Raw genomic sequence first — 12,476 nt, forward strand, 5'->3', positions numbered from 1 at the left:
TTTATCATGACCGTCTATACACCTGAATTACTATTATCCCACCGCGACGCCCTGGTCGGTTACTACTTGGGTCAAATTGTTCCTGAACACCCTGTTCCCGGCGCTCGCCGTCTGGAAACCCCTGAGGACTTGTACGAATACCTGCTTATCGATAACCAGGTCAATGCCCCTGTCGATACCAGTCGTATCGCCATGGGTATGGCCAGCCTGCAGCAATATATTCATGCCATCTACAATGGGATGGAGCCTGGCTATCGTGGAATTTTCGACAAGCAGGCGCAGCAACTCTGGCGCGAAAGCAAGAGTGAGTACGCTATCTGGGCGGGTAATCAGATGTTGCAGGACTACCCCGAGAACTACATCGAACCCACACTACGTATCAATCAGACGCAGGCATTCACGGAGTTCACCAACGACATCAATCAGAGTCGCCCGTCCAAAGAGTCCGTGCAGAATGCTCTGCGGCACTATTTGAACAAATTCGAACACTTGAGCAATCTGAACGTGGTGTCCGGCTATATTGATGGGGTGGACTTTCGTAATGCCGATTACTACTTTCTGGGGCGGCAGAACGTCGAGCCCTATCAGTATTTCTGGCGCAAGGCCCAGGTACGTTTTGGCGAGGCCACCGGCCAGGCCGAAGGTGACGATTACCTGAGCCCCACTGCCTGGAGCGAGTGGTTGCCGGTAAACATCCCTTCGGGAAGCAAGATCCTGCACATCAGGCCGCTACTGCTGGACGGTCGTTTGTATGTCGCGTGGATCAGCCAGCAAGAAAAGATGCGCGAACGCCCCGACGGCGACGACGTGGTAGGTACCCACGAGTCCGTGCCAAGTTACAGTCTGAACGTTGCCTACCGAATGATTGATGGCAGTTGGTCGCCAGCCATGGTCACGGTGCTCAAGGATAAGCGTAAATACGATCCAGACGCCGACTATTTCGTGGCCTTTGTCAGCGAGGCCGATCCAGACGACAAGAAAATTGTCTTTGCATATGGCGTGACCGATGCAGACCAGCCTGATTATGAAGGATTGATTTTCGATGCGCGGTTCAATGTGCTGTTTCACGATGTCGTGAATCACACTGGCGTCAGCGGTTATCTGGGAAAAATGCTCAATGCCTTGCAGCATTTCTCCAACGCAGATAATTCGTTGCAACATCCGCTGGCCAGCGACCGCTGGACCCACCCTGCAGTGACCCAAGGCTATGAAGAGGCTTATCATAAAGTTGGCGCTTTGAGTGGGTGGATGCGGTTGGTGACGTGGTTCTGCATCGATAAAGAAGGGCGCTACTGCCTGCGCGTTCGTGGTCAAGTCACTAAAGCCTTCATCAACGCCACGACAGAACGCCCGCATAACGCCCATTTAATTTTGAGCTGTTATGTCAGCGGGGTGCAAAAGGCGGGGGCAGAGTTCCGCGACATCGCCCTGAACGGCAATGCCTGGACGCCGGATGTCATGTTTGTGTTTGGCGCACAACCTGGGGACATTCCGTCCACGATCGACATCAGCTTTGGCGACGTGGCGAGCACACCTTCGCGGGATCATTATGTGGTCACGCTCAATGCCTTGCCCGAGGCTCGTCCCAAACTGCGTCACGAGGCGACTGGAGGGCAGTTTCTCGACTTGACCGCGCTGCGGCTGACTGGACTGCAATACGTCCGCCTCAATACGCTGTTTGCCCGAGACTTGGTTGCCAAGGCAAACGTGTCGGTAGATGCCGTACTCAACTGGTCCACCCAGCATATGCAGGAACCGCCGCTTCCGGGTAGCACTGCGGTGAGCTACATGGACTTCCATGGCGCCAACGGACGATATTTCTGGGAGCTGTTTTTCCATGTGCCCCATGCGGTCGCCCAACGTCTGCACAACGAGTTCGATTTCTTCGGTGCCGAAGAGTGGCTCCACTACATCTTCAACCCGCAAGCCAAGATCAAGCCCACCCAGCCGCCCAGCCCCTTGTACTGGTCGGTGCGCCCTCTAGAGGAGGCCAGCAGTGGTGACTATGAAGTGGTCGGTATCACCGATCCCGACGCGATCTGCTATTCACATCCAGAGCACTACCGCAAGGCGATCTTTACCTTGTATGTGCGCAACCTCATGGCCTATGGCGATTCCCTGTACCGTCGCCTGACCCGCGACAGTTTGAACGAGGCGAAGCTGATGTACGTGCGTGCGCTCTCGTTGATGGGTAACAAACCGGACAACCGGATGGTCGGTCGCTGGGAACCTGTCAGCCTGGGCGTGGCTGCTGAAATGAACGGGCAAACGTTCGCACGCTACGAACATCCACTGAGCGCACGCTCGCTACCCGCCATACAGGGCGAGGATCGGCCGTGGTTCGAACTGCTCGACTCCGAACGTTTCCGCCTGCCGGTCAACACCCAGCTGCTGGATATCTGGGACGACATTGCGCGGCGACTCGAGAACCTGCGCAACAATCTGACCATCGACGGCAAGCCGCTGCTGTTGCCGCTCTATGCTCCGCCGGTGGACCCGAAAATGCTGCTGCGCGCGCAGAACAGCGCCAGTGGGCTGGTACAGCGCAGTGTCGGTGGCATGGCGCCGATTCCGCCGTATCGCTTCCGCGCGCTGCTGCCGCGGGTGCAGAATGCGGTGGAGACCCTGATTCGTTTCGGCGAGCAGGTACGCACTTACCGTGAGCTCAAGGATCGTGCCGAGCAGGAAGAACTGCAACAGTCCCACGTCCTGGAGCTGTCGCAGTTCGGGATCAAGCTGCAGGAATTGGCGATCGACCAAGCTGACGCAGGTCTGGTGGCATTGACCAGCAGTCGCCAGGTCATCAAGCAGCGCTTCGACTACTACTCAAAGCTGGCCGAAGAGAACGTTTCGTCGGCAGAGGAGCGGGCCAAGGACCTGAACTTGAAGTCCGCCATCGCCAGCGCAGGCACTCAGGCCCTGGAACGTGTCGCCGGCGCGGTGAATATGGGCTCGGTGATCGTCACGGCTGTGGGCGGTGGACACACCCGTGCCGGTTCGGCCGTCCAGGCTGTGGCCGTGGTTGCCGGAATGGCAGCCGATTCCATGCGTATCAATGGCGAGATGCTTTCCATCAACGAGCAATACCGGCGTCGCCTGGTCGAGTGGGAGTTTCAGCGCGACCAGGCGTCGGCCGAGCTGTCGGCGGTGGACAAGCAGATCAATGCCCAGAAGCTGCAGATAGAATCCGCTCGTGAGCAACTGGCCCATGCCGTACGCAGCGAACAGCAGTCGCAGGACTACTATGCATTTCTGAAAACCCGCAGCACCAATGCCGGCCTGTACCAATGGCTGCTCAGTCAGCTGTCGACCTTTTACTTCCAAGCGTACGATGCGGTTGTCGCGTTGAGCCTGAATCTGGAAGCCTGCTGGCAGTATGAGCTGGGTGATTTCCAGACTCGATTCATCCAGCCCAACGTGTGGTTCGAAAACTACTTCGGCCTCACCGCCGGCGACGCGCTGAAGCTGCAACTGCTGCGCATGGAGGCGGCCTACCTGAAACGCAATGAACGGCGTCTGGAGCTGACCAAGACCGTTTCCCTCAAGTCTCTGTTCGAGAAGATAGGCAGCGAAGAGCGCTGGGAGATGGCACTGACCCAGCTCAAGGAGCGCGGGGAACTGACGTTCGACCTTCACTGCTCGTTGTTCGACGGCGATTACCCGGGGCATTACCTGCGGCAGTTGGTCAGCGTCTCGGTATCACTGCCGGTTGTGGTCGGGCCCTATCAGCAGATCCATGGCGTGTTGACCCAAGTTTCCAGCAAAACCGTGACCAAGGCCGACCTGCGGGCGATGAATTCGCTGTACGGCCTGCCGGATGCGAACACCCAGCATATCCTGTTCAACCCCCGTGCCAGCCAAAGCATCGCCCTGTCCTCTGGCATGGACGATCACGGCCTGTTCATGCTCGACTTCAACGACGAGCGCTACCTGCCGTTCGAGGGAACTGGCGCGGTTTCCAGCTGGCAATTGAAATTCCCTCGCCACGATCGTGCGCCTCAAAGCGCAATGCTCGATACCTTGACTGACATCATCGTCAACCTGCGCTACACCGCAGTGGATGGTGGGCCAGGGTTCGCCAGTCAAGTGGAGGGTCTGCTGGAGCAGATGTGATCTGATCCCACCTGGCTGAAACGACAAAGGGGTCGCTCGATGAGCGACCCCTTTGTCGTTATGCATCCGGCGTCCAGTCAGTGGCGAGCTTCCTGCCCCGACATCGCCATCAGCTGCTTCTCCTGATTCCAGTCGAACGGTTCGTCGTTCTCCTCGGCCTCGAAACGGCGCTCTTCAAGCGCCTGGTACAGCGCGATCTCTTCGTCGGGCATGTAGTGCAAGCAGTCGCCGGCGAAGAACCACAGCAGGTCGCGTGGCACCAGGTGGGCGACCTGCGGGTAGCGGGTGATGACCTGGCACATGATGTCCTGGCCCAGGTACTGGCTTTCCACCGGGTCGACCGGCAGTTGCGCACGCAGCTCATCGAAGCGCTCGAGAAACAGCGCGTGGCTTTCCTCAGGGACCTGCTCCGCCTCGCCCAGAGCCACGAGGATGCTGCGCAGATGGTCGAGCAGGACAAGGTGGTATTCGAGATGGTTAATGGCCATGGTGGGGTCCTCTTGAGCGAAACGGGCGCGGGAGTATAAAGCTCCACGCGCCCGCTGTCTTTTCGCTGATCCTCAGCGGACCTTGTCCGCAGTGGGCAGCAGCTCTTCCTTGCTGAAGTCGTCGACGTCGATCACCTTGCGCCGTGCAGCTTCTGCCTGTTGCAGGGTCTGCGCCTCGGCGGGTTGCAGCACGCCGGCGTGCAGGGCTGCATCGATCAGCGACTGGCCGGGTGTAGCGCTGAATTGCCGTGCCTTGTAGGCCTGTTGCAGTTTCCTGTGCAGCGGCTGGCTTTCGCGCAGCAGGTCGAACGCCACTTGCAGCGCGCCGACCGGATCGTCCGCGCCCTGTGGGCGGTAGCAGCCGGCCAGCAGTTCTTCCAGCGCCGGGTCGCCTTTGTGGCGACCGGTGATGGCCGCCACTTCGGCTTCCAGCTTGTCGGAAGGCCCGGTGTGTCGCCGACCGAACGGGAAGACTACGCCACGCAGCAGATACCCGAGCGCCTTGTTGGGGAAGTTCTTCAAGATGGCATCCAGCGCGTGCTCGGCCTGGCCCAGGCTTTCTTCCATGGCCCAGCACACCAGCGGCCGCAGATGCTCGGGCGAGTTCTGGTCGTGATAGCGCTTGAGCGCTGCAGAACTCAGGTACAGGTAGCTGAGCACATCGCCCAGACGCGCCGACAGCCGCTCGCGACGCTTGAGCTCGCCACCGAGCAGCATCATGCTCAGGTCCGCCAGCAGGGCAAAGGCAGCTGCCTGCCGGTTCAGGGCGCGGAAATAGCCTTGGGCAAGACGGTCACCCGGCGCCTGTTCGAAGTGGCCCAGGCCCAGGTTCAAGACAAAGGTACTGGCCGCGTTACCGACGGCGAAGCCGATGTGCTTGAGCAGCAGCGCGTCGAACTCCAGCAGTGCCTGGTCTTGGTCTTCGCGGCCAGCCAAGGCCATCTCCTTGAGCACGAACGGATGGCAGCGGATGGCACCCTGGCCGAAGATCATCAGGTTGCGCGACAGAATGTTCGCGCCCTCCACGGTGATGAAGATCGGTGCGCCCTGCCAGTTGCGACCCAGGTAGTTGTTGGGACCCATGATGATGCCCTTGCCACCGTGGACATCCATGGCGTGGGTGATGCAATCTCGGCCGCGTTCGGTCAGGTGGTACTTGAGAATGGCCGAAAGCACCGAGGGTTTCTCCCCCAGGTCCACCGCATTGGCAGTCAGCATGCGGGCGCTGTCCATCAGCCAGGCGTTGCCACCAATTCTGGCGAGGGATTCCTGGATCCCTTCGAAGGCCGCCAGCGGGACGTTGAACTGCTCGCGAATCTGCGCGTATTGGCCTGTGACCAGGCTGGTGTACTTGGCGGCACCGGTACCGACTGCCGGCAAGGAGATCGAGCGACCCACCGACAGGCAATTCATCAGCATCATCCAGCCCTTGCCCAGCATCGGCTGGCCGCCGATCAGGTAGTCGAGGGGGATGAACACGTCCTTGCCCGAATTCGGCCCGTTCATGAACGCAGCCCCGAGTGGCAAGTGGCGACGACCGATTTCCACGCCCGGCGTGTCGGTCGGAATCAGCGCCAGGCTGATGCCCAGGTTTTCCTTGTCGCCCAGCAAGTGCTCGGGGTCGTGGGCCTTGAAGGCCAGGCCAAGCAGGGTGGCGATCGGACCCAGGGTGATGTAGCGCTTTTCCCAGGTCAGGCGGATACCGATGACTTCCTCACCTTGCCACTGGCCTTTGCAGATGACACCGACGTCGGGCATCGCGCCGGCATCCGAGCCAGCCAGGGGGCCGGTCAGCGCGAAGCAGGGGATGTCGTCGCCGCGTGCCAGGCGAGGCAGGTAGTGATTGCGCTGCTCGTCGGTGCCGTAGTGCAGCAGCAGTTCAGCGGGGCCGAGCGAGTTCGGCACCATGACGGTAGACGCAAGGTCGCCGCTGCGAGTGGCCAGCTTCATCGCTACCTGGGAGTGGGCGTAGGCCGAAAAGCCCTTGCCGCCATATTCCTTTGGAATGATCAGGGCGAAAAAGCCATGCTCTTTGATGTGGGTCCAGGCGGCCGGCGGCAGGTCCATGTCCTGACCGATCTGCCAGTCGCTGACCATGGCGCAGAGTTGCTCGGTCGGGCCGTCGATGAATGCTTGCTCTTCCGCGCTCAACTGCACCTTGGGGTAGGCCAGCAAGGTGTTCCAGTCGGGCCGGCCGCTGAACAATTCGCCATCCCACCAGACCGTGCCGGCGTCGATCGCATCGCGCTCGGTGTCGGACATCGGCGGCAGGGTCTTCTTGAACCAGCGAAACAACGGGGCGCTGAAATGCTTGCGGCGCAGCTCTGGCATCAGCAATGGCAGCGCACTGGCAATCAGCAACAGCCAGAGCAGTGTCAACAACCATCCAGGCGCGTGACTGGCCGCGCCCATGATCACTAGAAACACGGCGACGATACCCATGGCGGGCAGGGCGGCAATGCGCCGATGAGCCAGCCAGGCGATGCCGACCACGAGGGCGACGATCCACAACAACAACATAGTGTTTTCTCCGTGTAAGCCAGGCGGGACGAACCACCTGCAGTTGCCGTCGACACGGGGCGGCAGACGGGAAAACGGTGGCCAGGCACGTAAGCTTCGGTGTGGGACAGATCCGGTACTTGCCTGGATAGTGACCGTTGCAGGGTAGGGGAGTTCGCGGCGCAGACGGCCGGAGGCAGTTGCCCGGAACGTTCGCTGGCCGCTGTGGCCCTATCTGCATGGGCGCTCGCGGCACGCGTGGGACTGATGTGCACTATCGACAGCAGTCACTTTACGGGGGCGGTCACCGCGCCCATCATGGAGTCAGTTGTTACACATCTGGTTGCAAATCATCGCAGTCGCCCTTACTTCATCACCACTCTCAACACGGCGTATAGACCCCTTATGAGTTCTGCTCTGTCCATTCGACAGTTGACCAAGACCTACGGCAACGGGTTTCAGGCCCTCAGCGGCATCGACCTCGACGTAGCGGAAGGCGACTTCTTCGCACTGCTGGGCCCCAACGGCGCAGGCAAATCGACCACCATCGGTATTCTTTCCACCCTGGTCAACAAGACCAGCGGCACGGTCAACATCTTCGGCAACGACCTGGACCGCCAGCCGGCAGCGCTCAAGCGCAGCATTGGCGTGGTGCCTCAGGAGTTCAACTTCAACCAGTTCGAGAAGACCTTCGACATCGTCGTGACCCAGGCCGGCTACTACGGGATTCCGGCCAAGGTCGCCAAGCAGCGTGCCGAACAGTACCTGACCCAGCTGGGGCTGTGGGACAAGCGCGATACGCCGTCGCGCTCGCTGTCGGGCGGCATGAAGCGGCGCTTGATGATCGCACGGGCGCTGATCCACGAGCCGCGCCTGCTGATTCTCGATGAGCCCACCGCCGGCGTCGACATCGAACTGCGGCGTTCGATGTGGGGCTTCCTCACCGAGCTGAACGAAAAAGGCATCACCATCATCCTCACCACCCATTACCTGGAAGAGGCCGAGCAGCTGTGCCGCAACATCGGCATCATCGACCACGGCACCATCGTCCAGAACACCAGCATGCGTGAACTGCTCGGCACCCTGCACGTGGAGACCTTTCTGCTCGATCTGGGCCAGCCGCTCAACGCGGCGCCGCAGTTGCAAGGCTACCCCTGCACCCTGGTCAATCCGCAGACGCTGGAAGTGCAGGTCGACAAGGAGATCGGCATCACCTCGCTGTTCGGCCAGCTGGCGCTGTTGAACATTCCGGTGTTGAGCCTGCGCAACAAGACCAATCGCCTGGAGGAGTTGTTCGTGTCTCTGGTGGAGAAGAATCTGAGGAAGGTTGCGGTATGAGTTCCGAATTCCAGGCCAATGTGGTCGCTCTCAACACCATCGTCTACCGCGAAGTGCGGCGCTTCACGCGGATCTGGCCGCAGACCCTGCTGCCGCCAGCCATCACCATGGTGCTGTACTTCGTCATCTTCGGTAACCTGATCGGCAAGCAGATCGGTGGCATGGGTGGCTTCAGCTACATGGAGTACATCGTGCCGGGGCTGATCATGATGTCGGTGATCACCAACTCCTACGGCAACGTGGTCTCGAGTTTCTTCGGCGCCAAGTTCCAGCGCTCCATCGAAGAGCTGATGGTTTCGCCACTGTCGCCGCACACCATTCTGATCGGCTATGTCGCGGGTGGGGTGTTGCGCGGCTTGATGGTCGGGATCATCGTCACCGCACTGTCGTTGTTCTTCACCGATCTGCAGGTGCATCACCTGGGCATCACGGTGCTGGTGGTGCTGCTGACCGCCACGATCTTTTCCATGCTGGGCTTCGTCAACGCGGTGTTCGCGCGCAACTTCGACGACATCTCCATCGTGCCGACCTTCGTCCTCACACCCTTGACCTACCTGGGTGGGGTGTTCTATTCGATCAGCCTGCTGCCGCCTTTCTGGCAGACCGTGTCCCTGGCCAATCCGGTGCTGCACATGGTCAATGCCTTCCGCTACGGCATCCTTGGCGTCTCGGACATCAGTATCGGCGTGGCGGTGGCATTCATGCTGGTGGCCACGGTGGTGCTGTACTTCGCCTGCGTGAAGTTGCTGGTCAGCGGCCGCGGCATGCGCAGCTGAGTTCCCCCGGCCGGACCGCAAGGCCCGGCCATGTCGTTTCTCGACGGTTCAAGGTCGTAGGTGGAGCATGATCATCGGCGCGCGAAGTCGATGATCAGGACGCCAACATATGCCGTGCGGCATTCGTCGCGCGCAGCCTTATCGGGGAAGCAGAATGAACATGAAGAAAGTTCTCGGAGCCAGTGCTGCTCTGGTTCTGGCCATGGGATGTAGCTGGGCCAGCGCTGCCGCCAAGGAAGTCACCATCGGCTACGTCGACGGATGGTCGGACAGCGTTGCCACCACCCATGTCGCCGCCGAAGTCATCAAGCAGAAGCTGGGCTATGACGTGAAGCTGCAGGCAGTGGCCACCGGGATCATGTGGCAGGGCGTGGCCACCGGCAAACTCGACGCGATGCTTTCTGCCTGGCTGCCGGTGACCCACGGCGAGTACTGGGCCAAGAACAAGGACAAGGTGGTCGACTACGGCCCCAACTTCAAGGACGCCAAGATCGGCCTGATCGTGCCTGAATACGTCAAGGCCAAGACCATCGACGACCTCAAGACCGACGAGACCTTCAAGAATCGCATCGTGGGCATCGACGCGGGCTCGGGTGTGATGCTCAAGACCGATCAGGCGATCAAGGACTACGGCCTGTCCACCTACAAGCTTCAGTCCAGCTCCGGCGCCGGCATGATTTCGGAGCTGACCCGTGCCGAGAAGGCCAACGAATCCATTGCCGTGACCGGTTGGGTGCCGCACTGGATGTTCGCCAAATGGAAACTGCGCTTCCTGGAAGACCCTAAAGGCGTGTACGGCGCTGCGGAAACCGTCAACAGCATCGGCAGCAAGGGCCTGGACAAGAAGGCGCCGGAAGTGGCTGCCTTCCTGAAGAAGTTCCAGTGGTCGTCCAAGGACGAAATCGGCGAAGTCATGCTGGCCATCCAGGACGGTGCCAAGCCTGATGCCGCCGCCAAGGCCTGGGTCGACAAGCACCCTGACCGTGTGGCCGAGTGGACCGCCAAGTAACCAAGTAACCCCCAAAAGGGCCGCCTGTAGGAGCGGTCATCGGCCGCGAACCAGGCACTGCGTTATATCTGGTCAACCGCGGTGCAGCCTTCGCGGTCACTGACCGCTCCTACGTTGAACCATGAAAGGTCGCCTCAGGGCGACCTTTTTTCATTTTCAGGCTCCGATCTACTACTAAGGTCGTCTGGAGTGCGCTCCAGAGCAGCCTAAAGTGGAATACGTTCTATCCATCTATGCTGCGAGGACAAAAACAATGAACGACAGCATTTACCTCTCGATTCAAAACAGCCCACGCTTCAAGGAGCTGGTGAGAAAAAGAGAGAAGTTCGCTTGGATACTTTCAGCAATCATGCTTGGACTGTATTCGGCCTTCATCCTCTTGATTGCCTACGGCCCGCACATCCTGGGCGCCAAGATCAGTCCTGAATCGTCGATCACCTGGGGCATTCCCATCGGTGTCGGCCTCATTCTTTCCGCCTTCGTGTTGACCGGTATCTACGTCAAGCGCGCCAATGGCGAGTTCGATGACCTGAATCGCCTGATCCTGCAGGAGGCCAAGCAATGATGCGGCGTCTATTGGCAACACTGGGCGCATTCGCCCTGGCTCCAAGCGTGATGGCGGCTGATGCACTGACCGGCGCGGTGCAGAAGCAGCCGCTCAACGTGGCGGCGATCATCATGTTCGTGCTGTTCGTCGGTGCCACCCTGTGCATCACCTACTGGGCCTCCAAGCGCAACAAGTCAGCCGCGGACTACTACGCCGCCGGCGGCAAGATCACCGGTTTTCAGAACGGCCTGGCAATTGCCGGCGACTACATGTCGGCGGCGTCCTTCCTGGGGATTTCCGCGCTGGTGTTCACCTCCGGCTACGATGGCCTGATCTACTCCATCGGCTTCCTGGTGGGCTGGCCGATCATCCTGTTCCTGATCGCCGAGCGTCTGCGCAACTTGGGCAAGTACACTTTTGCCGACGTGGCGTCCTATCGCCTGAAGCAGAAAGAAATCCGTACCCTGTCGGCCTGTGGTTCGCTGGTGGTGGTGGCGTTCTACCTGATCGCGCAGATGGTAGGTGCCGGCAAGCTGATCCAGCTGCTGTTCGGCCTCGACTACGCCGTGGCCGTGGTTCTGGTGGGTATCCTGATGTGCCTGTACGTGCTGTTCGGCGGCATGCTGGCGACCACCTGGGTACAGATCATCAAGGCGGTATTGCTGCTGTCCGGTGCGTCCTTCATGGCCCTGATGGTGATGAAACACGTCGACTTCGACTTCAACGTGCTGTTCTCCGAAGCCATCAAGGTGCACGCCAAGGGTGAAGCCATCATGAGCCCCGGTGGGCTGGTGAAAGATCCGATCTCGGCCTTCTCGCTGGGCCTGGCGCTGATGTTCGGTACGGCTGGCCTGCCGCACATCCTGATGCGCTTCTTCACCGTTTCCGATGCCAAGGAAGCCCGCAAGTCGGTGCTCTACGCAACGGGCTTCATCGGCTACTTCTACATCCTGACCTTCATCATCGGCTTCGGCGCGATTCTGCTGGTCAGCACCAATCCGGCGTTCAAGGACGCAGCCGGTGCCTTGCTCGGTGGTAACAACATGGCCGCGGTGCACCTTGCCGATGCGGTCGGCGGCAGCATCTTCCTTGGCTTCATCTCGGCCGTGGCCTTCGCCACCATCCTGGCTGTGGTGGCCGGCCTGACCCTGGCCGGTGCTTCGGCGGTGTCCCACGACCTGTACGCCAGCGTCATCAAGAAAGGCAAGACCAACGATAAGGACGAGATCCGCGTTTCCAAGATCACCACCGTCTGCCTCGGTGTCCTGGCGATCGGCCTGGGTATCGCATTCGAAAGCCAGAACATCGCCTTCATGGTGGGCCTGGCGTTCTCGATCGCGGCCAGCTGCAACTTCCCGGTCCTGCTGCTCTCGATGTACTGGAAGAACCTGACCACTCGCGGCGCCATGATCGGTGGCTGGATGGGCTTGATCAGCGCCGTGACGCTGATGATTCTCGGCCCGACCATCTGGGTGCAGATTCTGCATCACGACAAACCGATCTATCCCTACGAGTACCCAGCTCTGTTCTCGATGGCCATCGCCTTCATCGGTATCTGGTTCTTCTCGATCACCGACAAGTCGGCAGCCGCTGACGAAGAGCGTGCGCTGTTCTACCCGCAGTTCGTGCGTTCGCAAACCGGTCTGGGTTCCAGCGGGGCAGTCTCCCACTGATACCTGCACCACGCTGCAAGCAAAAAAAATCCG

Annotated in this window: 8 protein-coding genes; 6 read left to right on the forward strand and 2 right to left on the reverse strand. The window is 60.1% G+C overall.

What is annotated here, in order from left to right:
* Window positions 1-6: 6 nt before the first annotated feature.
* The gene (locus tag IFT75_RS05995; protein WP_192053768.1) at window positions 7-4,113 is read left to right on the forward strand and encodes a Tc toxin subunit A-related protein; all 4,107 of its coding nucleotides are present in this window, start codon (window positions 7-9) and stop codon (window positions 4,111-4,113) included.
* A gap of 77 nt (window positions 4,114-4,190) precedes the next feature.
* Here IFT75_RS05995 and IFT75_RS06000 read toward each other — a convergent pair whose 3' ends face one another.
* Complete coding sequence (locus IFT75_RS06000) at window positions 4,191-4,601, reverse strand: PA2817 family protein (RefSeq protein ID WP_192053770.1); 411 nt, start codon at window positions 4,599-4,601, stop codon at window positions 4,191-4,193.
* A gap of 72 nt (window positions 4,602-4,673) precedes the next feature.
* Window positions 4,674-7,121 carry an acyl-CoA dehydrogenase gene (locus IFT75_RS06005; protein ID WP_192053772.1) on the reverse strand — a complete coding sequence of 816 codons (2,448 nt, stop codon included), beginning with the start codon at window positions 7,119-7,121 and terminating at the stop codon, window positions 4,674-4,676.
* A gap of 384 nt (window positions 7,122-7,505) precedes the next feature.
* On the opposite strand from IFT75_RS06005, the gene IFT75_RS06010 reads away from it, so the two are divergent.
* From IFT75_RS06010 to IFT75_RS06030, 5 genes are all read left to right on the forward strand, one after another.
* Complete coding sequence (locus IFT75_RS06010; RefSeq protein ID WP_122479275.1) at window positions 7,506-8,438, forward strand: ABC transporter ATP-binding protein; 933 nt, start codon at window positions 7,506-7,508, stop codon at window positions 8,436-8,438.
* A complete protein-coding gene (locus IFT75_RS06015; protein ID WP_122479274.1) occupies window positions 8,435-9,214 on the forward strand; it encodes an ABC transporter permease in 780 nt (259 codons plus the stop codon). Before IFT75_RS06010 ends, IFT75_RS06015 begins: the two co-directional genes overlap by 4 nt.
* Window positions 9,215-9,368: 154 nt before the next feature.
* Complete coding sequence (locus IFT75_RS06020) at window positions 9,369-10,223, forward strand: glycine betaine ABC transporter substrate-binding protein (RefSeq protein ID WP_122479273.1); 855 nt, start codon at window positions 9,369-9,371, stop codon at window positions 10,221-10,223.
* Between the two features lie 253 nt (window positions 10,224-10,476).
* Window positions 10,477-10,788: a DUF485 domain-containing protein gene (locus tag IFT75_RS06025; protein WP_122479272.1), complete on the forward strand. Its 312-nt coding sequence runs from the start codon at window positions 10,477-10,479 to the stop codon at window positions 10,786-10,788.
* Window positions 10,785-12,443 (forward strand): cation acetate symporter, encoded by a 1,659-nt coding sequence (locus IFT75_RS06030; protein ID WP_192053774.1) that lies wholly within the window; start codon window positions 10,785-10,787, stop codon window positions 12,441-12,443. The genes IFT75_RS06025 and IFT75_RS06030 overlap by 4 nt, the downstream gene beginning before the upstream one ends.
* Window positions 12,444-12,476 lie beyond the last annotated feature (33 nt).

The organism is Pseudomonas sp. CFBP 8758, from assembly GCF_014841725.1.
In the GTDB taxonomy this organism is placed as follows: Bacteria; Pseudomonadota; Gammaproteobacteria; order Pseudomonadales; family Pseudomonadaceae; genus Aquipseudomonas; species Aquipseudomonas baltica.

What these genes read in the sequence shown, in the direction of transcription:
- IFT75_RS06010 (WP_122479275.1), top strand. Translation starts at nt 7,506, where the DNA reads ATGAGTTCTGCTCTGTCCATTCGACAGTTGACCAAGACCTACGGCAAC.
- IFT75_RS06000 (WP_192053770.1), bottom strand. Translation starts at nt 4,601, where the DNA reads ATGGCCATTAACCATCTCGAATACCACCTTGTCCTGCTCGACCATCTG.
- IFT75_RS06020 (WP_122479273.1), top strand. Translation starts at nt 9,369, where the DNA reads ATGAACATGAAGAAAGTTCTCGGAGCCAGTGCTGCTCTGGTTCTGGCC.
- IFT75_RS06005 (WP_192053772.1), bottom strand. Translation starts at nt 7,121, where the DNA reads ATGTTGTTGTTGTGGATCGTCGCCCTCGTGGTCGGCATCGCCTGGCTG.
- IFT75_RS06015 (WP_122479274.1), top strand. Translation starts at nt 8,435, where the DNA reads ATGAGTTCCGAATTCCAGGCCAATGTGGTCGCTCTCAACACCATCGTC.
- IFT75_RS06030 (WP_192053774.1), top strand. Translation starts at nt 10,785, where the DNA reads ATGATGCGGCGTCTATTGGCAACACTGGGCGCATTCGCCCTGGCTCCA.
- IFT75_RS06025 (WP_122479272.1), top strand. Translation starts at nt 10,477, where the DNA reads ATGAACGACAGCATTTACCTCTCGATTCAAAACAGCCCACGCTTCAAG.
- IFT75_RS05995 (WP_192053768.1), top strand. Translation starts at nt 7, where the DNA reads ATGACCGTCTATACACCTGAATTACTATTATCCCACCGCGACGCCCTG.